This is a genomic window from Klebsiella sp. K4 (assembly GCF_014596785.2).
Classification (GTDB): domain Bacteria; phylum Pseudomonadota; class Gammaproteobacteria; order Enterobacterales; family Enterobacteriaceae; genus Klebsiella; species Klebsiella pneumoniae.
In genome coordinates, this window is sequence record NZ_CP115021.1 from 2632745 (window position 1) to 2653584 (window position 20840).

General features: G+C 54.2%; 21 protein-coding genes and 1 pseudogene. 13 read left to right on the forward strand and 9 right to left on the reverse strand.

The features are described 5' to 3' along the window. Window positions 1–133: 133 nt before the first annotated feature. On the reverse strand, window positions 134–238 hold the full coding sequence (locus tag IB144_RS13125; protein WP_077257447.1) for a helix-turn-helix domain-containing protein: 105 nt from the start codon (window positions 236–238) through the stop codon (window positions 134–136). Between IB144_RS13125 and IB144_RS13130 the strand changes: the two genes are divergently transcribed. Continuing rightward, complete coding sequence (locus IB144_RS13130) at window positions 203–322, forward strand: hypothetical protein (RefSeq protein ID WP_223168828.1); 120 nt, start codon at window positions 203–205, stop codon at window positions 320–322. The genes IB144_RS13125 and IB144_RS13130 overlap by 36 nt on opposite strands. A gap of 240 nt (window positions 323–562) precedes the next feature. Next, the gene (locus IB144_RS13135) at window positions 563–1195 is read left to right on the forward strand and encodes a hypothetical protein (RefSeq protein ID WP_004883463.1); all 633 of its coding nucleotides are present in this window, start codon (window positions 563–565) and stop codon (window positions 1193–1195) included. Between the two features lie 28 nt (window positions 1196–1223). On the opposite strand, the gene IB144_RS13140 is transcribed toward IB144_RS13135, so the two are convergent. After that, window positions 1224–2627, reverse strand: a complete 1404-nt coding sequence (locus IB144_RS13140; protein ID WP_004883460.1) for an ISNCY-like element ISKpn21 family transposase — start codon at window positions 2625–2627, stop codon at window positions 1224–1226. 258 nt (window positions 2628–2885) lie between these two features. Here IB144_RS13140 and IB144_RS13145 point away from each other — a divergent pair, with 258 nt between their 5' ends. Further along, window positions 2886–3050, forward strand: coding sequence for a hypothetical protein (locus IB144_RS13145; protein WP_065888686.1), 165 nt, complete (start codon window positions 2886–2888; stop codon window positions 3048–3050). Between the two features lie 421 nt (window positions 3051–3471). Here the strand turns inward: IB144_RS13145 and gap are convergent, their stop codons facing one another. The 4 genes and pseudogenes from gap to IB144_RS13165 all read right to left on the reverse strand — a co-directional run bounded on the left by gap (window position 3472) and on the right by IB144_RS13165 (window position 7371). Next, window positions 3472–4482: a type I glyceraldehyde-3-phosphate dehydrogenase gene (gene gap / locus IB144_RS13150; protein WP_149358909.1), complete on the reverse strand. Its 1011-nt coding sequence runs from the start codon at window positions 4480–4482 to the stop codon at window positions 3472–3474. A 78-nt stretch (window positions 4483–4560) separates the two neighbouring features. Beyond that, complete coding sequence (locus IB144_RS13155) at window positions 4561–5541, reverse strand: helix-turn-helix domain-containing protein (protein WP_002904870.1); 981 nt, start codon at window positions 5539–5541, stop codon at window positions 4561–4563. Window positions 5542–5702: 161 nt separating this feature from the next. Further along, window positions 5703–6074: pseudogene (locus IB144_RS13160) on the reverse strand (DUF2255 family protein). 199 nt (window positions 6075–6273) lie between these two features. Then, window positions 6274–7371 (reverse strand): alpha/beta hydrolase, encoded by a 1098-nt coding sequence (locus tag IB144_RS13165; RefSeq protein ID WP_040224161.1) that lies wholly within the window; start codon window positions 7369–7371, stop codon window positions 6274–6276. 29 nt (window positions 7372–7400) lie between these two features. Here IB144_RS13165 and IB144_RS13170 point away from each other — a divergent pair, with 29 nt between their 5' ends. Continuing rightward, the gene (locus IB144_RS13170; protein WP_002904864.1) at window positions 7401–7640 is read left to right on the forward strand and encodes a hypothetical protein; all 240 of its coding nucleotides are present in this window, start codon (window positions 7401–7403) and stop codon (window positions 7638–7640) included. A 180-nt stretch (window positions 7641–7820) separates the two neighbouring features. Next, window positions 7821–8735 (forward strand): AraC family transcriptional regulator, encoded by a 915-nt coding sequence (locus IB144_RS13175; RefSeq protein WP_004199872.1) that lies wholly within the window; start codon window positions 7821–7823, stop codon window positions 8733–8735. Between the two features lie 136 nt (window positions 8736–8871). Here the strand turns inward: IB144_RS13175 and IB144_RS13180 are convergent, their stop codons facing one another. From IB144_RS13180 to deoC, 3 genes are all read right to left on the reverse strand, one after another. Beyond that, a complete protein-coding gene (locus tag IB144_RS13180; RefSeq protein WP_004213051.1) occupies window positions 8872–9645 on the reverse strand; it encodes a DeoR/GlpR family DNA-binding transcription regulator in 774 nt (257 codons plus the stop codon). 61 nt (window positions 9646–9706) lie between these two features. Continuing rightward, window positions 9707–11212, reverse strand: coding sequence for an FGGY-family carbohydrate kinase (locus IB144_RS13185; protein ID WP_004891963.1), 1506 nt, complete (start codon window positions 11210–11212; stop codon window positions 9707–9709). A 53-nt stretch (window positions 11213–11265) separates the two neighbouring features. Beyond that, window positions 11266–12015 carry a deoxyribose-phosphate aldolase gene (gene deoC, locus IB144_RS13190; RefSeq protein WP_040242580.1) on the reverse strand — a complete coding sequence of 250 codons (750 nt, stop codon included), beginning with the start codon at window positions 12013–12015 and terminating at the stop codon, window positions 11266–11268. 362 nt (window positions 12016–12377) lie between these two features. Between deoC and IB144_RS13195 the strand changes: the two genes are divergently transcribed. The 8 genes from IB144_RS13195 (at window position 12378) to fabG (ending at window position 20832) form a co-directional block, all read left to right on the forward strand. Then, window positions 12378–13178 carry a DeoR/GlpR family DNA-binding transcription regulator gene (locus IB144_RS13195; RefSeq protein ID WP_004143408.1) on the forward strand — a complete coding sequence of 267 codons (801 nt, stop codon included), beginning with the start codon at window positions 12378–12380 and terminating at the stop codon, window positions 13176–13178. A gap of 109 nt (window positions 13179–13287) precedes the next feature. Then, window positions 13288–13977, forward strand: coding sequence for a D-allulose 6-phosphate 3-epimerase (alsE, locus tag IB144_RS13200; protein WP_004151641.1), 690 nt, complete (start codon window positions 13288–13290; stop codon window positions 13975–13977). Window positions 13978–13988: 11 nt separating this feature from the next. Further along, window positions 13989–14930 (forward strand): ribokinase, encoded by a 942-nt coding sequence (locus IB144_RS13205; RefSeq protein WP_023278994.1) that lies wholly within the window; start codon window positions 13989–13991, stop codon window positions 14928–14930. A 36-nt stretch (window positions 14931–14966) separates the two neighbouring features. Then, a complete protein-coding gene (fucP, locus tag IB144_RS13210; RefSeq protein ID WP_002904849.1) occupies window positions 14967–16301 on the forward strand; it encodes an L-fucose:H+ symporter permease in 1335 nt (444 codons plus the stop codon). 1 nt (window position 16302) lies between these two features. Further along, window positions 16303–16692, forward strand: coding sequence for a VOC family protein (locus IB144_RS13215; RefSeq protein ID WP_048333666.1), 390 nt, complete (start codon window positions 16303–16305; stop codon window positions 16690–16692). Window positions 16693–16940: 248 nt separating this feature from the next. Then, entirely contained in the window at window positions 16941–18497 is a 1557-nt protein-coding gene (locus IB144_RS13220) for a class I adenylate-forming enzyme family protein (RefSeq protein WP_065888688.1), read from the forward strand. After that, window positions 18494–20086 carry a CoA-transferase gene (locus IB144_RS13225; RefSeq protein ID WP_004179836.1) on the forward strand — a complete coding sequence of 531 codons (1593 nt, stop codon included), beginning with the start codon at window positions 18494–18496 and terminating at the stop codon, window positions 20084–20086. Before IB144_RS13220 ends, IB144_RS13225 begins: the two co-directional genes overlap by 4 nt. Before the next feature lie 11 nt (window positions 20087–20097). Beyond that, window positions 20098–20832 carry a 3-oxoacyl-ACP reductase FabG gene (fabG, locus tag IB144_RS13230; RefSeq protein WP_002904841.1) on the forward strand — a complete coding sequence of 245 codons (735 nt, stop codon included), beginning with the start codon at window positions 20098–20100 and terminating at the stop codon, window positions 20830–20832. Window positions 20833–20840 lie beyond the last annotated feature (8 nt).

The following is a 20840-nucleotide window of genomic DNA, read 5'->3' on the forward strand; positions in this document are numbered from 1 at the left end:
ATGGTGTTATGAGTTTTTTTCACAAGTAGACAACATTCTCATATGCCAGCCTAGGCCCAAAGTCGGTATAGCGTTCGCGGATAATATTGAGTGCGTACCGGGCAAGACCATCAGGCAGCTGGTTATTGCTGGGTTATCCACGACGGCGGTTAGGCATACTCAGTGGGCCTGATTGATTGTAACGCGAGAGAAGGCGTCGGCACTGGCGATCGGGAATACCCAGGCGCTGCGCGGCCATCTGAGTGGTCAGACGCCGGTCGACAACGTCATGAATGATTTAGAGTCGGTTAACTTCATCCAAAGTAAAAATGCCGGTGCATGATCCGTCATCAGAATCCTTTGATTGGGAAACTATCTTTGAAAGCAGTGATCGCTGTGGTGAGACTGTAGCGCGGACATGTCTATTTGGTCAGAGGCGGATATCTCAATTTAGCTACTACAACATGTGTCAAAGCTCAATTGAAATGTCCTTTATCCGGCTCAATTAAAATGTCCACTTTGATCTCAGATTCTCTTTGCTGATAGACTTTCCTTCGACTGAAACAACAGGATGATTGATCTCATGCTTCGATACGAGTTAACGCCGAACAATGCAGGTTTTATACTGTGGGGAGATTCAGAAGCCCTGAATGAATTGCACGAACTCGTTCATTACATCGTGGATGAAAGCCCACTGATTAAAGTTAAAGACGGATTTATGTTATCCCTTGCCTATGATATTCGTAAAGCGCGGGAAGGTAATCGTCGTGTTGAGCAACATCAGTATGATCAACATGATACATATAAGCTTTATGGTGTTGAGATTTTATGGCCTCTGGTCCTGGTTCAGTCCTCAATACTCAGAAACTCAATGGGTTATATTCAGACAGACAAAAACCAGCTGTCTGTCATGTATGCCTTTGAATACCTGATAGAATCAGCATTAACAGAGTCTGACCGAACAACGTCGAATGATATTATGCAAACAGCAAAATATGCATCAGACTCTGATTTTAATTTCATTGAGGATAATATTGACAGCAGGTGCTGCTATTTTATCAGCTTATCTCCGGAGCAAAGAAAAAAGCAGTTAATCAGTATTGTTCGCTCTTTTGATTCATTATGGGGTAAGTATGCCCGTGAAAAGCAGGACATAAAGATGCTGAACGAAATGAATAATACATCATGGGTCTGGCCGGACAATATCAACTGGTGAGCAACAACCGTCCGGTCAGTGAGTACCATCAGCGGGCTCTTTTACCAAAAATATCCTCTGAACGTGACTGAAGCTGTTTGAGTGCTTCGAGCATGTCATCATTATCCAGTGAGCGCTGGGATTTCTTCCCTTCCTGCTTTGGCCGTCGTCGGGAAGGGCCATCACCAGCGGGAATTGACTGAGAGCGCGTGTTATCCCGCTTGCTCTGCACCAGACTGATAAACTCCAGGGTTCGGCCAAGACGCTTGTTATCGACAATCGCGCCCTGGTCGATTTCTGACAGTCGGTCGTAAGTAGAGTAGGGAAGTAACGTACCGTTCAGGCGCAGCTCTTTTCTGCCATCAGGATAGTGATACACATCGATATATTTACCTATTGCACGGCGACTCAGCTCGCTGTCTTCAATCAGGTACAACATTTTATCATATTGTATCGTCAACGATTTTGAGACTTTACGTTTTTCACGAACAGTGAAAATAAGCTCCAAGTCTTCATCATGTTCTACAGCACGGTGTACGTCAAAATCATGTCGCGGTACTTTGCCAAAACGGCGGTTATAGTCAGCCATATAGGCCTCAGCGAAGTCATTTGCAGCCTCCATTGAGCAAATGCCCTGTAACCGCAGTTCTTTTACCAGACGATCCTGTAAAGTCAGGTGAGCACGTTCTACACGCCCTTTGGCGGGGCTGGTTTCTGCACAGATAGTCTGGATGTTCAGTTCATGCATGGCTCGCCCAAACTGAGTATGTCCGTCTCCGCCTGTGGCGTGTTTATTGTTAACACGAAAAACACCAGCTTTATCGCTGTACAGTGCCAGCGGTTTACCATGCTTATCAATATAGCGCCGCGTGGCTTCAAAGTAAGAAAACGTGGACTCCGATTTAACAAACAACAGTTCCATCAGTTTGCTGGTTGCATCATCAACGTAGACCAGCGCTGTGCAGGCCGGGCCACGGCCTTCAAACCAGTCATGATCACAGCCGTCAATCTGTATCAGTTCACCAGTGCAAGGACGCCGGTACCGTGGTTGAGGGATCCTTGCGGCGCGTTGTTTACGGGGGATCCATAAACCAGCCCGGACCATGATGCGCCGGACTGTTTCTTTGCCAAGAAACAGTCCGTGGAGCTCTTCGAGCTTTTCACGCGCGAGAGTTGGACCGAAATCAGCATAACGCGTCTTGATCAGTTCCAGAGCCTCGTCTGCGAGCCCGGGAGGCAACTGACGGTTACCACGCATGCCACATCGTCTGCTGGCCATACCAAGCGGACCGCCTTCACGGTAACGAGCAAGAAGACGGCGGCATTGTCTGTCGCTGATACCAAGGTGCTCGGCCGCACGACGCGTTGTGATGCGGCGTTCGATGACGTCCTGTATAATCTTAACCCGGTTGATCTCTTTCAAAGTAAACACTCCTGAGCTTTCTGCGCTCATGATATGCCTCCCGGTAGTTTAAACGGACCAGTGAAGCTTACCATAACGCGGACATCTGAATTGAGCCACAGGCGGACATTACTATTGAGCCCCTACAATACAGGTGCGCATAATAAAGATTATGTTAAATGCAATGTCGTACTCAATAACGTCATCTTTGATAGCTGCCTCTTCCCACATCAACACTATGACCGTCATTCCTTTCATGCACGTGAATGCTGCGCTATAAGGCAAAATGTTCGAGGTGATAAATCAAGCATGGCTTTTAACAATCACTTCGCCCACTACAGCCTGTTCTCCTTCAGTAAAAGCCAGGGAAATTCATTCAGCCACACCTGCTGCTTGTACTGTCCGGCATATCTTACTGCTGTTGCATTTTCTGACCGAACGCGTCACGGGATGCCAGATGAAATGCTCATTTGATAGCGCGCCGCCTGCAGTGTGTATCAACCGGGCTTGATCAGCCACAGACGTGATTATCAAAAAGATGCCAGCTTCGTTTTCCGCACTCAAATGGCGAGTGCCATCGCGACCATAAACAGAACCGCCAGCTGAAGTTGAATGGTGTACTGAAGCCCAACGCAGCCGGCTTCCATGTTGACAGGCTCTGCCTCACCTCCCCCTTCCCTTGTATCTGGTGATTAGCTACCACCAGGGAGCACCTGACTACAACATATCGCAATTCCGTTCATCGCCGAAAAAGCATAAATGCTCTCCCGGGCATTTATGCTTTTATATCGCGGTCAGAAAGATTTGTTATGTTTCATCTATGAATGATACTCGAGCCACTATTCATCCAGCTGAACTGCTTATACTTTTACAGATGAATACAACACACAGTGGATTAGCTTTCACGCTTTGCCATCATCAATGCCAGATCAACGAGACGATTAGAGAATCCCCATTCATTGTCGTACCACGCCAGAATTTTGACCATATTACCGCCAATCACCAGCGTTGATAGACCGTCGATAATCGACGAGCGTGGGTCTCCCTGGTAATCGCTGGAGACGAGCGGTTCATCGCTATAACCCAGGATCCCTTTCAGAGGTCCCGCTGCGGCGGCTTCGCGAAAAGCATTGTTCACCTCTTCGACCGTCACATCTCGCTCAAGCGTGACGGTGAGGTCAACAGTGGACACCACTGGCACAGGGACGCGTAGCGAGTATCCCGTTAAACGCCCATCCAGCTCAGGAATAACTTTACCCAGAGCCTTCGCTGCGCCGCTGGAGTAAGGCACAATCGACAATGCGGCGGCGCGAGCCCCGCGCAGATCTTTTTCCGGCTGATCGTGCAGCGCCTGGCTGTTGGTGTAGGCATGGGTGGTGTTCATCAGACCATGCTTAATACCGAAATGCTGGTGCAGGACCTGTGCAGCAGGTGCAAGACCATTGGTGGTGCAGCTTCCGTTGCTGATCACGTAGTGTTTATCCGGGGAGTAAAGGCTCTCATTAACGCCCATCACAATGGTTAAATCATCGTTTTTACCCGGGGCAGAGATAATCACGCGCTTGGCGCCACCGCTGTGGATATGTACAGCAGCCTTTTCACGGTCCGTGAATAATCCTGTAGCCTCAATAACGATGTCGACTTCACACTGACGCCACGGAATACTGGCCGGGTTGCGTTCACTGAATACGGTAATGGGTTTACCATCAACAACAAGCCCCCCTTCACCCGCGGTGACCTCTGCATCCAGCTTACCGAGAAGCGAGTCGTATTTCAGCAGATGCGCCAGCGTTTTGCTGTCCGTCAAATCGTTGATTGCCACAATTTGAATATCCGGATTATTCAGTGCTGCGCGCAGTACATTGCGTCCGATCCGGCCAAAACCGTTAATACCGACCTTTACCATAATTAACTCCTTATCGATTATCGCTGGAGTCAGAGTAGGACGGACGGGTTATGGCGTAAATGACAAAAAAGGATCACTTTACGCCATTTTGCGACAGTGAAATCGTTGACGATATTCACCTGGAGTGAGGTTAAGCTGTTTCTCAAACAAGCGTCGCAGGTTAATACTGCTGCCAAATCCCGTTTGCTCGGCGATACGATCCAGCGTCTCGTGAGTCTGCTCCAAACGCTGCCGCGCGGCGGCCAGGCGGGCTTCCGCGACGTACCGCGCTGGCGAAGCGCCGGTTTCCCGGGTAAAGACGCGGGTGAAATTTCGCGGACTCATGGCGACTTTTTCCGCCAGCTTATCTACGCTGAGGTCGGCGGTGAGGTTTTCGAGCAACCACGCCAGCAGATCGTTAATCGGGCCTTGGGTGGCGGTCTGCTGAAGGTTATAGCGGCTAAACTGCAGCTGGCCTCCCGGGCGACGCAGATACATGACGAAGTCCTGGGCGATATCGCGCGCCAGGCTGAAGCCATAGTCTTCTTCAACCAGCGCCAGCGTAAGATCAAAGCCGGAACTGACCCCGCCAGAGGTCCAGATATGTTCGTCCTGAATATAGAGCGGCCCGCCCTCGACGCGGATCTGCGGGAATTCCGCCTGCATGGTTTCCAGCAGCTTCCAGTGGGTAGTGGCCCGTCTGCCGTCCAGCAGTCCGGTTTGCGCCAGCAGCATCGCACCGCCGCAAATGGAGACTATGCGGCGGGCATGGGGAGCGGCAAGGCGCAACCAGTCAACCACCGCCATCCCCTCCTGCGGGTTTTGACCTCTGCCGGTAATCATGATGGTATCGAGGGGCTCGCGAGGGTCAATCTCATGCAGACGATGGTCGGCCAGCAGATTTAAACCTGACTGACCATGGATAACCTGATGCGGTTGAGTTGTCGCTAGCTTGACCTGGTAGCAGATTTCCCGGGCACCTTCCGGGTGCAGGCGGTTGGCCTGCATCAGAATGTCAGCAATACCGGCGGATTCAAACAGCATGCCGCCATCGGGTACAATAATAAGTATCTTTTTCATGTCCTGAAAAGTAATCTTTTTACAGAATAAGTCAACAAAAGGATGTAAAAACCTGAAGGCTCGGAAAGAGTGGTTTCATACGTGCCTTCAGTTTCAGGGAGATGAACGTTAAACAGGTAGATTTTGCCTCACAGTACAGGCAGCATCACTTTGACAGGACATCACGAAGGTAGAATCTCAATCGTGGCTGCCCTGGCGCGTATCCCTGTCATTGCGGAAACATAGCTGCTGCCGGACTACTTTTTCAGGTAAGCCTGATCAATTTTACTTTCAAGCTCAGGGTCCGAGGGTTTTGCGAACAGTACGTCGAATTCCTGTCCGATAGCCAGTATCTTACCTGCCTGCTGGGACAATGCAGCCTGATACCATTTTGAACGGATACCACTATAGGCTCGGACGAAAAGTCGGTTGTCCACCTTCACTTCCCATATCCATGTCGGCGTACCGGTCGTATTCATATCGGGATGATACGGTGCGATTTTCAGGTCGTCGGCCGCATCTATTCTTGTTAATACTTCAGGGTTCCAGTACATATACCTCTCCTCTTTCATATGCGGTTGCTTTTTTCTGTCGCAGGATTAACTCGATAATATTCGGAAATTAATATCGCATCAGGAATTAGTGCCAGCTTTATCAGTAACAATAGAATACCCAACACCCCATGCTAAGAGAGCAGTATCTGTCGTTTGTCCCACAGACACTGCATCTGAAAACACCGGACGGTGCTATGGCTTATTTATTAAGATTTTTGTTGAAAAATGCAGTGATGTTATCGAACGGGATCTTGTCCATACGATCATATAAATCAACATGGGTAGCATTTTTTACAATCAGCAGCTCTTTTGGCTGATTTGCCGCTTCATAAGCCGTTTTGGAGAAGTAAAGCGAATGCGCCTTTTCACCATGGATGAACAGGATCGGGCGCGGAGAAATTTCCTTAATATAGGTCATGAGCGGGAAATTCATAAAGGCCATCGGCGTTGTCACGGACCATGAATTGCCAGAGTTGACGGCTCGGGGATGATAGCCGCGTTTAGTCATGTAGTAGTCCGCATAGTCCACGAGGAACTGTGCTTCACCGCCCTTCAGTTTATTATAGGCTGGCTGGTATGCCGGTTTGCCGTTTGCTGCATCTTCCCAGCGTTGAAGACTCATCTTCTCCAGCGCCTGCTCGCGTTGCTCCGGTATTACGCTGTCATTGTAGCCTTTTGACATTACGCGGCTCATATCATACATGGTGCTGGCAACGACCGCTTTTACGCGCTTATCCACGGCAACAGCGTTCAGGGCAATCCCCCCCATGCCGCAGATACCGATGACACCGATACGTTCACGATCCACATAAGGTTGTAGTCCCATAAAATCGACTGCAGCCATAAAGTCTTCGGTATTGATATCGGGTGAAGCAATATTGCGGGGTTCACCACTGCTTTCACCGGTATAAGACGGATCAAATGCCAGCGTCACGAATCCGCGCTCTGCTAAAGTCTGAGCATAGAGACCCGAGGCCTGCTCTTTTACCGCGCCAAAAGGCCCGGAAATAACAAGCGCAGCAAGCTTCTTGTTCCCGCGATCTTTTGGAAGATACACATCTGCGGCCAGCGTAATGCCGTAACGGTTTTTAAAAGTAACTTTTTGATGATCCACTTTTTCGCTCCTTGGGAAAGTTTTATCCCACGTCTGAACCAGACGGCCTGAAGAATCTGCTGTGCCTGGTGCAGGCTGGGCCACCGCAACTTCTGTTGAAATCAGAGCCATCGCCCCGGCAAGGAGTGCGCCATTAAAAAAGCGCGTCGAAGATATTAGCGTCATGATATTAAAACCTTTCATTGGATATTGAGGGACCTATTTCAGACAACATGCATGAGTATTTCAGTTACAACTTTCGGCCGGTAATCACTGGCGATACCAAACGCTTTGACATTGATCTGGACGTTCTCAACGATAGCGGGCAGATCTGCTTCCTTGATGTTCAGCTGTTCAAGACGTGTTGGCGTACCAATTTCTTCAAACCACTTCTCAAGCGCAGCGATGCCGTCGTGGCAGTTAAAAAATGGCTTAAACCTGAACGGGTTAAATTTGCTCGCGGTGAACCCTGATTTCAGGACACTGCCTCATTTCAGAGTTATTATTTTGAATGTCTTTAATAAAAGGTGTTATTAAAATACTCTGCATTATTTGCCTGATCCTCTGAACCTAATCTCAAAGCGTGTATTTCAGTTTTCATAGCTGCTAAGTTGATAACCTCAAAAGAGGTCAAAAGTGTGGGGCATTACAGAATGATTCCTGACAAATCGGTTGAAATACTGCTGGGTGAGCTATCGAGGGATATTGCACAGCGCACACCCGGCACCGGCGATTTCCCTACCGCCGTAGAAGGGCTCGAATTGTTTCGCCGAAACGAACCCGCTCCCCCGGTAAGCTGCCTGGTCCCTCCCAGTATCGTTCTGGTGGCCGATGGCGCGAAGATCATGTGGGTTGGGGGTGAACCTTATGAATATAATGCGGAAAAATTCCTGATTACCTCTCTTGACCTGCCGGCCAGTTCGGAAATATTGCAGGCTTCGACATCCCAGCCCTGCGTCGGCGTAGCCTATAAGCTTGACCAGCGCGTGCTAATGGAATTAATTGCCCAGGGAAGCCTGCCGCCGGTCAAAAAACGAGACGCGGGAACGAGTGTCGGGATAGGTACTATTACCGATGCTTTGCTGGAGCCTTTCTGCCGTCTGCTTTCTTTGCTTGACGAACCTGAAGCCATTCCTGTTCTCGGGCCGCTGATCCAAAGAGAGATACACTACCGGCTTTTGATGAGCGATCAGTCCGATCATCTCAGACAGATTGCAGCAGTCGACGGCCATGGCTACCGTATCGGTAAAGCTATCGACTGGTTAAAGACCAATATTGCATCACCTTTACGCGTCGAGGAACTGGCAAGTCGGGTGCAAATGAGCACGCCCTCTTTCCACCACCATTTCAGGCAGCTTGCGGGGATGAGCCCGCTACGGTATCAGAAATGGCTGCGCCTCAATGAAGCCAGGCGACTGATGCTGAATGAACATTACGATGTCACCACAGCAGCCTATGCGGTCGGTTACGAAAGCCTGTCCCATTTCAGCCGGGAATATACGCGGATGTTCGGGGAATCGCCCAAGAGGGATATTACTGAACTGAGAAAGTCAGCGGGTAAGCTTTAATCAATTCTGGACCGCCTGTACCATGCCTGGTCTTCGATATCCCCCCGGCACGTGAGTCTAATACCCAAAACTTTACCCCGCCCTGATGGACGGGATTTTACGACGCGCTGGTTAGTGACAACGTCACAGCAGCGCGCTAAAGATACTCCTCTTCATCCAGCGAGATCACCTGAATGCCGGCATTACGATACGCCTGAACATCATCAGGCAGACGATCCACCACCACCGTGTCAATTCGATCTGCGGCGGTAAATTGGGCAAGCGAGGTGTTATTCAGCTTGCTGTAGTCGCAGACAATAATCACCTGACTGGCGTGTTCCACCATGCCTCGTTTCGTTTCTGCCAGCATGATATCGGCCACGCAGGCGCCGTGTTTCAGCGACAGCGAATTGGTGCCCATAAATGCTTTATCGACGTTTAGCGTGTCGAGAATGGAACGTCCGTTGATCGCCACCACGCAGTGGTATCCCTTCTTAACGATCCCCCCGAGCAGAATCGTTTGAATCGAGGGACTGGCCTCAAGCTCCCGGGCGATTTGGTAATCATTGGTAACCACCGTGACGTTCTGTCTGTCACGAATATTGCGCGCGATATGCAGCGTCGTGGTACCGGTATCCAGCACGATTATATCGCCATCCTCAACCAGCGCCGCCGCGCGCTGGCCGATCCGTTCTTTCGCGCTGAGATTGACAATTTCGCGGGCGTCCGATGCTTGTTCGAAGCTCGCTCGGGTACGAAGAACGGCTCCGCCATGCGTTCGGGTCAGCAACCCTTCCTCTTCCAGCTGGCGGAGATCGGCACGAATGGTAGCGCCAGATACATTAAAGACGTCACACATCTCAGAAACAGCAACTTTGCGTTTTTCCCTGAGAATACCGAGTAACTTCTCCTGTCTTTCTTCTGCAAACATTCTGCCTCTCTCTTTTTTACAGCTCGTTACGCGCGTAGCGGCGCTGGCTTACCTTTGCGTATCAGTCGGGTCCTACGCTGAGCGCATCCAGCCTGTCGTATAAGGCAGCGGATTGCCGGTACAGCGTATCAAAAAGCTCGCAGCAGGCGTGGTAATAATCCCGCAGACGGGGATCCGGTGAGATCAGTTTGTCGAACTGCACCGTTTGCCGCACGCCGCTGGCAAAATCGGCGTACAACCCTACGCCAACCCCGGCGATAATACCGCATCCGGTGACGCCATTCTCCTGATTACGCGTAGATAATATCGGCAGATTGTACGCTGCGGCTTTGATTTCAAGCCACAGCGAGCTGCGCGCGCCGCCGCCGGAAGCGATCATTTGTTGCGGATACTGCCCGCACTTCTGCAGCTGCCGAAGATTGCGCCAGGATGCAAAGGCCACCCCTTCCAGAACTGCGCGGAATAAATGACCGCGGCGATGCTTGCGCTGCAGGCCAAAAAACTGTGCCCGCGAGTTCGTGTGTTCGGCCAGACGTTCTCCCGTCAGATAGGGAAGAAACAGCAGCCCTTCTGCCCCCGCCGGCACCGCCGCCGCTTCCTGTAAAAGCTGTGGATGCGTAATCTGGTTATCGGCAAGTGCCAGCCGCGCCCAGCGAACGGCATCGCCGCCGGCGTCGAGGATCGTAAATCCGCCCCAGGCCGCGTTGGCAAGATGTAGATTATTAACCAGCGGATGGTGTAACGGACGCGGCGACACCACCGTCATCAGCGTCGACGTGCCGGTTGAATCAGACGCCATCCCCGGTTCATACACACCCGAGCCCAGCAGAGAGGCCGCCATATCCGACGTCCCGGCAACCACCGGGATACCCGCCGGCAGGCCCGTCAGGTCGGCTGCGCGCTGCGTCACCTGGCCGATTATGTCGCTGGAAAGTTTAAGCTCCGGGAGCTGATCGACCCGCAGACCAAACGTTTCGCAGGCTTGCGAAGACCAGCTACGGGTTTCGCTGTCCATCAGGAAATAGCACGACGCTTCGCTATAATCGGTCGCCATGGCACCGGTCAGCATGAAATTAATATAGTCCTTCGGCATTAATACTTTGGCGAGCTGCGACCAGCGATCCGGATGATTTTCGCGCCACCAGGCTAACTTGAAAGCGGGCCATGCTGCCGCAGGCGGATTATTCAAATGCGCCAGCCACTTTTCCCAACCTTCGCGCGCGTTAAAGGCGTCCACCTGCGGCTGGCTGCGCTTATCATTCCACAGCAACGCCCTATCCTCCACCAGCTCGCCACGGTCGTCCAGAAGGACGGTGCCATGCATCTGTCCGCAAGCACCAATAACCGCAATTTGCGCTGCCGTTTCAGGATAGCGGTAAAGCACCTCGCGTATACAGTCGCAGGCGGCCTGCCACCATAAAGACGGGGCCTGTTCTGACCAACCTGCACGCGGCGTGGTTTGCTCATACTCTCTTTGCGCAAAGCCGATCATCGCGCCGTCAATGCGCACAATAGCGGCGCGGGTACTGCCAGTGCCAACATCAATCGTGAGTATTTTATCTTTCATCACTAACTCCGGTGACGTCTTAAGGCGGGCCACCAGGCCCGCGGTCTCTCAGTTTAATCGGCGTTCAGCTCGGGAAAACGTTCCGGGTGCTGCTCCAGTTCAGCCAGCACCTTGGTTACCGCGCCATGGCTCATGCCAAAGCGGCGCACGCCAAGCTGGTACAGCGCACGCACCGTGGCCAGATCGCGAATGCCCCCGGCGCCTTTGATATCGATTCGGCCTTTAAGCTGGTCGGCGATGATCCTGACTTTTTCCACCGTGGCGCCGGTGGGCGCCCAGCCGGTAGAGGTTTTGACCCACTTCATCCCCACCTCTACGGCAATTTCGCACACGTGACGAATCTGCTCCTCATTAAGATAGTGCGTTTCAAGGATCACTTTGGCCGGTACCGGGGCGGCGGCTTCCACCACGCGGCGCAAATCTTCGCGCACATAGTCATAATCGCCGGAGAGCACTTTGCCGATATTCACGACCATATCCACTTCCCGAGCGCCGTCGGCAATCAGCTGCCGCACTTCCTGAACCTTGGTATCGGTGGTATGCCCACCGCCGGGAAAGCCGACCGGACCGCCAATCATCACCTCTCCCGTACCCTGCTGCGGCAGCAACGTACTGAGAAAGCGCGTCCAGCAAGGCAGTACGTGGACGGAAATAATGTTGTATCTGGCAGCCAGCTCGGCGCAGGCGCGAACATCCGCTTCGGTACTGGTGGCCTGAACTGCGCTCAGATCAACTAAACGTGCAAAACGACGGGTTGTTTCATTCATGGTCTTATCCTGTCCTTTGTTTTTAATTACTTTCATTTAATGCTGATATTTGGCTTAAATCCATTTAAAAACGCATCAAATGAAAATAACGTGATCAAATTAGCATTTTTTTATTTTCATTTGTTTTTAATTAGCAGCAGGAAATAAGCGTTAACCTTGCAGAGCAGGCGTAATCGGGCATAAATGGGCGCAAAAGCAATCTTGCATTTATTTTTGTTTGTTTTTGTTTATGCCTGAATCACGGGCGAAATAGCGCAAACCGCTGACGGAAGTGAAGCGAAATGCGTGCGCTATCACAGTGTTCGGCTGCGGATAGCTTGCCTTCGTGGGACATTCCCGAGGTCTCAACGCTCTGCGCAAGGGAAAGGTAATCTGATTATGTACTTCAGGAGAGAGCTATGTTGCCGCTGGAACGTCATCGTTTGATTGTTGAACTGCTGGGCCAACACGGCGTCATGCGGGTGAATGAGATTGCGCAAGCGACTCGGGTCTCCAGGGAAACGATTCGCCGCGATCTGAGCGAGCTGGAACGCAAAGGGATCTTAACCCGAAGCCACGGTGGAGCGCTGGCGGCGGAAAATCCGCTGCCGGCGACCCGGGCGGCGGCATCCGCCCTGCCAGTTGAAGATAGCCAGGGAAGCTTTCAGCACAGAACGCTGCTGCACAGCGAAGGCAAAATGCGCGTGGCCCGTAAAGCACTGCAGTTTCTCCAACCGGGACAGACCATTGTCCTGGACGGGAGTAGCACCAGCTGGTTTTTGGCCCGGCAGATGCCGGAGATGGCGTTGACGGTGATTACGCCCTCCATTCGCATCTTACAAACTCTGATGAGCCGACGCTCGTTGCATCTCGTCGGGCTGGGGGGCGATTTCTCCCCGACCGAAGAGTCGTTCTTCGGGGAAACCGCCTCACGAACGCTACGCGAATATGCCATTGATACGCTCTTTTTCTCCTGCCAGGGGCTGGAGCGCGATAGCGGCTTGTATGCGGGTACGCAAGCCCACGCCGCCCTGCTGAAACAGATGCTGCTGGCCGCCCGTCAGACTGTGGCTTTGGTCGACGGCAGCAAGCTGGGGCGAACAGGCGTCGCGCGTATCGGCGGACTGGGCGAGCTGGACTGTCTGGTGACTGAAAGGTTTGTCGATCCGCTGCTGGAAAAAGAGATGACCTGGCATAACGTCAGCCTGCAAATAGCCTGAGTACGCCGTCATGACGTGACGGTTAATACGCGCAATGTCGAAACGCTGCTTACCGCGGCAGGGCCAGACTTTGCCTGAATTCAGCCACCACCGGAATAAATGAGGCCTTATGCGTTATTACCTTTCTCCCTCGCTGATGTGTATGGACATGATGAAGCTGACGGAACAGCTGCGCTTTCTAAACAGCAAAGCCGACAGGCTGCATGTCGACATCATGGACGGCCACTATGTCAAAAATCTGGCGTTGTCGGCCAGCTTTGTGGCGCAGATCCGTCCCTACACCTCGCTTCCTATCGATGTCCATCTGATGGTCGAAGCGCCCGCTTCGTTTATACCGGCGCTGTTAGACGCCGGCGCAGACGCCTTCTCACTGCATCCGGAGACCATCTGCCGCGAAGCGTTCCGGGTTATCAATATGCTTCGTCAGGCGGGGAAAGAGGTGGGAATGGTGCTCAATCCCGCCACACCGGTTGAGAGCATCCAGCACTATCTGCATCTGCTCGATAAGGTGACGGTGATGACCGTCGACCCAGGCTATGCCGGTCAGCCGTTTATTCCTGAAATGCTCGCCAAAATTACGCAGCTTCATCAGCTCAAAGAGACCGGCAGCCTCCGCTTCTTGCTGGAAGTCGATGGCTCCTGTAACCGCAACACCTACCGCGCGCTGCTGGGCGCCGGCGCACAGATATTAGTGATGGGCAGCAGCGGTTTATTCCGCGCTGATATGCCGCTCGAGCTGGCCTGGGAAACCATGTCCCGCGAACTGTCCGCCGCGCTGCACTCCCCCGAGCTGGTATAGAGGAGCGAATGATGTCAGGAAAAGTCTGTGTTTTTGGTTCATTCAATTTCGACATGGTCGCCAGGGTGGATCGCTTTCCGGTACCAGGTGAGTCTTTAGTGGCCTGCGGAAGTATGACCAGCGCCGGAGGTAAAGGGGCGAACCAGGCCACCGCCGCGCTAAAAGCGGGAGCAAATGTCCACTATATCGGCAAGATTGGCAATGACACCTTCGGCCATTTTGCCCGCCGTCATCTGAAAGGCGTGGGCTTCAATGCTGTGACGCTGCTGGTCGCCGAAGAGATCCCCACCGGCAATGCTCTGATTTATGTCGCCGGTAACGATGCCGAAAACATGATTGCCGTCGATCCCGGCGCGAATATGACGGTGACCGATGATGAAATCGCCGGCTGCATTCCCGCTATCGGCTGCGCGGATGTGGTTCTGGTTCAGCTGGAGAACAATCTTTCTGCTATTGAACAGGTCATAGACGCCGGCAAACAAGCCGGGGCCTTGGTAATACTCAATCCCGCGCCCTGGCAGCCCGTTGAGCACGCCGTTCTAAGCAAAGTGGATTTACTTACACCGAACGCCACGGAGGCCGGGTTAATGACCGGACGCCGGGTTGACAGTCTGACGGCCGCGGCTGAGGCCGCCGACGTGTTACATGCTCAGGGCGCGCGCAACGTCATTATCACTCTCGGCGCCAGCGGCGCCCTGCTGAGCGAGCATGGGGTGAAATCCCCTATTCCCTGCTTTCCTTCTCACCCCCGCGACACCACCGGTGCGGGCGATGCCTTCAACGGCGCGCTGGCGGCGCGGCTGGCCTGCGGGGAACCGCTACAGGCCGCAGCCCGATTCGCGGCGGCCTATGCCGCCGTCAGTGTCGAAAAGCAAGGCGCCTCATCTTTACCTGAGTACCTGGAGGCACAGGAACGGCTTCTCCGTGCCGCCGCTGATTATGAAATGGCATAAACCCTACTGTATAAAAAACATTAAGAGGATAGCTCAATGAGTACGCTAATCACGGATAAGGTCGATAACGCAGCGGTCCAAAAAGAAAAACTGGACACCAGTGCGTATTTACCCCATACCCCCTGGCTGCAATTTTTACTGGTCTGTTGCCTGTTTGCGCTATGGGGGATGGCGGGCAACCTGAATGATATTTTGATCGCCCAGTTTAAAAAGGGCTTCGATTTAACGGATACCCAGACAGCGCTGGTGCAGTCGATTTTTTTCCTCGGCTACTTTTTTGTCGCCCTGCCCGCGGCGGCGCTGATTAAGCGTTTCTCCTATAAAGCGGCGATTATTATTGGGCTGTGCCTGTACGCCCTCGGCTGCTTCCTGTTCGTTCCGGCCGCACAGATCATGACCTACGGCGCGTTCCTCGCCTGCCTCGGAGTGATCGCCTGCGGACTCTCTTTTCTGGAAACGTCGGCAAACACCTACTCCAGCCTGCTGGGTCCGATTCAATCCTCCACCCAGCGTATTAACTTTTCGCAGATCTTCAACTCGCTGGGCGTGATCTCCGGCGTATTAATTGGCCAGCTGATGGTCTTTGGCGAAAACGATCCGAGTCATGAACAACTGCTGGCGATGCCCGCCGCCGCTGCAGACGTTGCACGCCATCAGATGGTTGGTCAGGTGGTCGGGCCCTATCTGATTATCGGCTCCGTACTGGTGGTGCTGGCGCTGGTGTTCGTGTTTATTAAATTCCCGTCGTGCAAGGGCGCGCCCGCTCAACAGCAACAACTCCCGACGGAAAGCATGGGGCCAACGCTGAAACGCCTGTTTGCTATCCCGCGCTTTCGCCTCGGGATCCTGTCGCAGTTTTTGTACGTCGGCGCCCAGGTTGGCGTATGGAGCTTCACGATTCGCTTTGTGCAGCTCGTGCAGCAAGGCACCAGCGAGCACTCCGCGACTTACTGGCTGCTGGCTTCTCTGGTGATTTACGCCGTGGGAAAAACCGTGGCCACCTGGTTGATGAACCGTCTGAATCCGGCGATGCTGCTCGGAACGTTTGCCCTGGCCGCCACCGCCCTGTTACTGATTGCCGTTTTCAGCGGTTCAATGCTGGCGGTCTATGCGCTCATTCTGGTCAGCTTCTGTATGGCGCCATGCTGGCCGACGAACTTTGGTCTGGTGATCAAAGGGATGGGGAAAGATACCCAGACCGCAGGCTCGATCGTGGTGATGTCGATTATCGGCGGGGCCGTAATTCCGCTGGTGATGGGCATTATCTCGGATATGAACGGCGGCAATATGCAAATCGCCTTTATCGCTCCGCTCCTGTGCTTTGTGTATGTCGCTTTCTACGGCTTCTGGTGCGTGCGTAAGGGGGTATAACATGCGCGAACTTATCAACACGATTGCTCATATTGGCTATCAGGTCAGTGACTTAACGCGTTCGCTTGCCTTCTATGAACCGCTGGGCTTTCAGCGCCAGCAGCGGTTTAGCAAGCCATCGCCACAGGGCACTATTGAAGTTGCGTTCCTGGAAATAGCGGGCGCCGTCCTCGAGCTGTATCAGCTTCCCGCTGGAACGCCCTTTGACGCCCCTCGCTGCGGTATCGATCATCTGGCGCTGGAAGTCAGCGACCTGGATGCGGTGCAGCAGCGGCTGGCGGCGCTCGGTTATCCGCTCGATGAAGGGCCGATAGAAGAAGACAACGTGCGCTTCCTGCTTATTCGCGGCCCCGATGGCGAACGGCTCGAGTTCGATGCCTGTAAACGCTAAGCGGCAGGGCTGACCCCTTCACTCTTTTAGGCCCGGTTAATACGGGTCTAAAAGATAGCGTCCTCTGGCATTATTCACGTCGGTTTGATTCGCAGATATCTCTCCCCCACCCGGTCTCTCCTGCCCATTGTGCAATGTTACAAAATTGCTTCTGTTTTGTTGATTTTCTATTGTGAGCCATTCGGCAATTTCCTCTCCTGAATTTCCCCAGACTACTCCTACTCAATACGCGATATCAGGAGAGACACATGAACAGCACCTCCGCCGACTTCCAGAATCTGTACCAGGCCCTGAGCCACAGCGCCGCCCGCAGCCCGGATGCCCTGGCGCTGGCGTTTGAGGATCGGCGCTATCTGTACCGCGATTTTCATCTGCGGGTACAGCGGGCGATGGCGCAGCTTGATCGCGGCTGGTCGCTGCGCAAAGGCGACCGTATTCTGCTGGCCTGGGGCAATCACTCCGCTTTTTGCGAAGTCCTTTTTGCCGCGCTGGGTTTGGGCATCGAAGTGGTGCCGTTCAGCACCAAGCTTAAGCAGGCCGAAAGCGAGGCGCTGGTAGGCCATATCGCTCCCCGGGTTGTCCTGTTCGATGCGACCGTACAGGACTGGCTGAAAAACACCCCTGACGCGCGTGCGGTTTCACTCAGCGAATGGCAGGCGCTCTGCCTTCCCGAACCGCTGACCCGCCCGCCGGTCCCGGTTAACCGCGACGATACGGCGGTGATGATGTTCACCTCCGGCACCACCGGAGAGCCTAAAGGGGCGATTATCACCCACAATAACCTGCTCTGCGCGATTGACGCCTATACGCAAAAACTGAATCTCACCGCCGCGGATAGCACCATCCTGGCGGTGCCTATCTATCACATCACCGGCCTGTCGGCGCTGCTGGCGCTGTTTATTAGCCTCGGCGCGAGCATCTGGCTGCAGCATCGGTTCAATGCCCCGCAGGTGATCACCACCCTGCGCGAGCAGAACATTACCTTTCTGCACGGCTCGCCCACCATTTTTATCCTTCTTTGCCAGGCTGCGCGTGAGCAGAGCGTCAACCATCCCAGCGATTTTCCGGCATTGCGCACGATTGCCTGCGGCGCTGGCCACCTGAGCGATGGACTGATCAAGGAGTTAAAAACCCTGTTCCCGCATACCGCGATTCAGCCAATCTACGGCCTCACCGAAACGACCTCGCCTGCGACGATTTTTCCGGGCGACGTCTGGGGCAGCGATAAATGCGGCAGTTCAGGTCAGGCGATCCCGGGTCTCGCCATTACCATCCGCAACGATCGCCAGCAGCCCCTCCCCGCCGGACAAATCGGCCATATCTGGCTAAAAGGCGATGTGGTGATCCGCGAATACTGGCAGCACAGCGAGCGACGCCCGAGCTGCGATGCGCAGGGCTGGTTTTGTACCGGCGATCTGGGCTATCTCGACGACGAAGGCTGGCTGTACATCAAAGACCGCAGCAAGGACATGATCAATCGCGGCGGCGAGAAAATTTACTCACTGGAGCTGGAAAACATTCTCTCTACCTATCGGGGAGTACGGGAAGTTGCCGTCATCCCGACCCCCAGCCCGGTCTACGGCGAAGAGCCCGTGGCGTTTATCGTGCCGGATGGCCAGCATCACCTGACCAGCGAAGAGATCCTCGACTGGCTGAAGGTCAAAATCGCCCGTTTTAAGCTACCGGCGCGCATTATTTTCACCCGTGCTTTACCGCGTACCCACAACGGCAAAGTGAGCAAACAGCAGCTCAAAACGCGTCTCGCAGAATCCATCATCACGCTATCAACGGAGGATAAAAAGTGAGCAGCAAATTTATCGACGCCCATGAGGCGGCGCGGTGGGTCGCCAGCGGCGACACCGTCTGCACCGTCGGGATGACGCTTATCGGCGCGGCGGAGTCCATTTTAAGCGCCATCGAAGCGCGCTTTCTGACCGCGGGCGAACCGCGTGACCTGACGCTACTGCATGCCGCGGGGCAAAGCGATCGCCAGCGCGGTATCCAGCACTTTGCCCATCCGGGTATGGTGACCCGCCTTATCGGTTCGCACTGGGGCCTGGCGCCGCGCTGGATGGCGATGATCAACAACAACGAAGTGGAAGCCTGGTGCCTGCCGCAGGGGCAGATCGTTCATCTCTATAGCGCGATGGCCGCCGGACTGCCGGGGCGGCTTTCTCCCGTCGGTCTCGGTACCTTTGTCGATCCGCGCATAGAGGGCGGAAGGATGAACGCCCGCACCCGCGAACGACCCAATCTGATCGAGCACGTCACGTTTCGCGGCGACGAATATCTGTTTTATCCGGCTCTTCCTCTGGACGTGGTCATTGTGCGCGGCACCCATGCTGATGAAGACGGCAACCTCACGACCGATGAAGAGGTGATGAAGCTGGAAGTCCTGCACGCCGTTCTCGCCGCCAGACGCTACGGGGCGAAGGTGCTGGCGCAGGTGAAATATCGCGTAGCGAAAGGCTCGCTGCATCCGAAAAGCATCACCGTTCCCGGCAACCTGATCGACGCCATTGTGGTATGCGAAGAGCCGCAGACGGATCACCGCCAGACTTCAAGCTGGGCCTTCGACCCAGCGCTGTGCGGCGATATCCAGCTGCCCGCCGCGCAAAATGCGCCGCTGCCGCTGGACCTGCGCAAGCTTATCGGGCGGATTGCCTGCCGCTATCTGACCCCCGGCTGCGTCATCAATCTCGGCACCGGTATTCCCAATGACGTGATTGGCGCCATCATTCACGAGGAACAGCTCGGCGAGCAGGTCACCATCACCGTCGAGTCAGGGATCTACGGTGGGCAGCAGGCGGGTGGCGTGGATTTTGGTATCGGCCGTAATCTGAGCGCGATGATTAGCCACCAGGATCAAATGCTCTACTACAACGGCGCAGGGGTCGACATCACCTTTATGGGCGCCGGCGAGATGGACCCGCACGGGCACGTCAATGCCACACGGCTCGGCGCATCCTGCCCCGGCGCGGGCGGTTTTATCGATATCACCCAGAATGCCCGCCACGTCGTGTTCTGCTCCTCTTTTACCGCCAAGGGGCTGGAGATCGCCTGTGAACACGGGGCGCTGCATATCCGCCGCGAAGGCGAAGTGCGTAAATTCGTCGCCGGGGTAAACCAGATTTCTTACAACGGCGAACTGGCCCGCGCCAAAGGACAAACCATGCATTACGTCACCGAACGGGCGGTTTTCGAACTGCGCCCGGAAGGACCGGTGCTGACGGAAATCGCCCCCGGCATCGATCTTGAGCGCGACATCCTGGCGCATATGGATTTTCATCCGGCGATCGCCGCGGATCTTCAGGTTATGGACAGCCGATTGTTCGCCCCGCCGCCCTGCGGTCTCGCGGAACATCTGTCCCGGAATTCATCCTCTGACTCATAAGGAACGTTGCTATGAAACTTGCCAGTAAAACCGCCATTGTCACCGGCGCCGCACGCGGTATCGGCTTTGGCATTGCCCAGGTGCTTGCGCGGGAAGGCGCGCGAGTGATTATCGCCGATCGTGATGCACACGGCGAAGCCGCCGCCGCTTCCCTGCGCGAATCGGGCGCACAGGCGCTGTTTATCAGCTGCAATATCGCTGAAAAAACGCAGGTCGAAGCCCTGTTTTCCCAGGCCGAAGAGGCGTTTGGCCCGGTAGACATTCTGGTGAATAACGCCGGAATCAACCGCGACGCCATGCTGCACAAATTAACGGAAGCGGACTGGGACACGGTTATCGACGTTAATCTGAAAGGCACTTTCCTCTGTATGCAGCAGGCCGCTATCCGCATGCGCGAGCGCGGTGCGGGCCGCATTATCAATATCGCTTCCGCCAGCTGGCTTGGCAACGTCGGGCAAACCAACTATTCGGCGTCAAAAGCCGGCGTGGTGGGAATGACCAAAACCGCCTGCCGCGAACTGGCGAAAAAAGGTGTCACGGTGAATGCCATCTGCCCGGGCTTTATCGATACCGACATGACGCGCGGCGTACCGGAAAACGTCTGGCAAATCATGATCAGCAAAATTCCCGCGGGTTACGCCGGCGAGGCGAAAGACGTCGGCGAGTGTGTGGCGTTTCTGGCGTCCGATGGCGCGCGCTATATCAATGGTGAAGTGATTAACGTCGGCGGCGGCATGGTGCTGTAAGGAGAAAA

Excerpts from the sequence above, each read along its gene's own strand:
- IB144_RS13125 (WP_077257447.1), bottom strand. The coding sequence starts at position 238 with ATGGCCGCGCAGCGCCTGGGTATTCCCGATCGCCAGTGCCGACGCCTT.
- IB144_RS13135 (WP_004883463.1), top strand. The coding sequence starts at position 563 with ATGCTTCGATACGAGTTAACGCCGAACAATGCAGGTTTTATACTGTGG.
- IB144_RS13140 (WP_004883460.1), bottom strand. The coding sequence starts at position 2,627 with ATGAGCGCAGAAAGCTCAGGAGTGTTTACTTTGAAAGAGATCAACCGG.
- IB144_RS13145 (WP_065888686.1), top strand. The coding sequence starts at position 2,886 with ATGGCTTTTAACAATCACTTCGCCCACTACAGCCTGTTCTCCTTCAGT.
- gap (WP_149358909.1), bottom strand. The coding sequence starts at position 4,482 with ATGGTAAAGGTCGGTATTAACGGTTTTGGCCGGATCGGACGCAATGTA.
- IB144_RS13155 (WP_002904870.1), bottom strand. The coding sequence starts at position 5,541 with ATGAAAAAGATACTTATTATTGTACCCGATGGCGGCATGCTGTTTGAA.
- IB144_RS13165 (WP_040224161.1), bottom strand. The coding sequence starts at position 7,371 with ATGAAAGGTTTTAATATCATGACGCTAATATCTTCGACGCGCTTTTTT.
- IB144_RS13170 (WP_002904864.1), top strand. The coding sequence starts at position 7,401 with ATGCATGAGTATTTCAGTTACAACTTTCGGCCGGTAATCACTGGCGAT.
- IB144_RS13175 (WP_004199872.1), top strand. The coding sequence starts at position 7,821 with ATGATTCCTGACAAATCGGTTGAAATACTGCTGGGTGAGCTATCGAGG.
- IB144_RS13180 (WP_004213051.1), bottom strand. The coding sequence starts at position 9,645 with ATGTTTGCAGAAGAAAGACAGGAGAAGTTACTCGGTATTCTCAGGGAA.
- IB144_RS13185 (WP_004891963.1), bottom strand. The coding sequence starts at position 11,212 with ATGAAAGATAAAATACTCACGATTGATGTTGGCACTGGCAGTACCCGC.
- deoC (WP_040242580.1), bottom strand. The coding sequence starts at position 12,015 with ATGAAAGTAATTAAAAACAAAGGACAGGATAAGACCATGAATGAAACA.
- IB144_RS13195 (WP_004143408.1), top strand. The coding sequence starts at position 12,378 with ATGTTGCCGCTGGAACGTCATCGTTTGATTGTTGAACTGCTGGGCCAA.
- alsE (WP_004151641.1), top strand. The coding sequence starts at position 13,288 with ATGCGTTATTACCTTTCTCCCTCGCTGATGTGTATGGACATGATGAAG.
- IB144_RS13205 (WP_023278994.1), top strand. The coding sequence starts at position 13,989 with ATGTCAGGAAAAGTCTGTGTTTTTGGTTCATTCAATTTCGACATGGTC.
- fucP (WP_002904849.1), top strand. The coding sequence starts at position 14,967 with ATGAGTACGCTAATCACGGATAAGGTCGATAACGCAGCGGTCCAAAAA.
- IB144_RS13215 (WP_048333666.1), top strand. The coding sequence starts at position 16,303 with ATGCGCGAACTTATCAACACGATTGCTCATATTGGCTATCAGGTCAGT.
- IB144_RS13220 (WP_065888688.1), top strand. The coding sequence starts at position 16,941 with ATGAACAGCACCTCCGCCGACTTCCAGAATCTGTACCAGGCCCTGAGC.
- fabG (WP_002904841.1), top strand. The coding sequence starts at position 20,098 with ATGAAACTTGCCAGTAAAACCGCCATTGTCACCGGCGCCGCACGCGGT.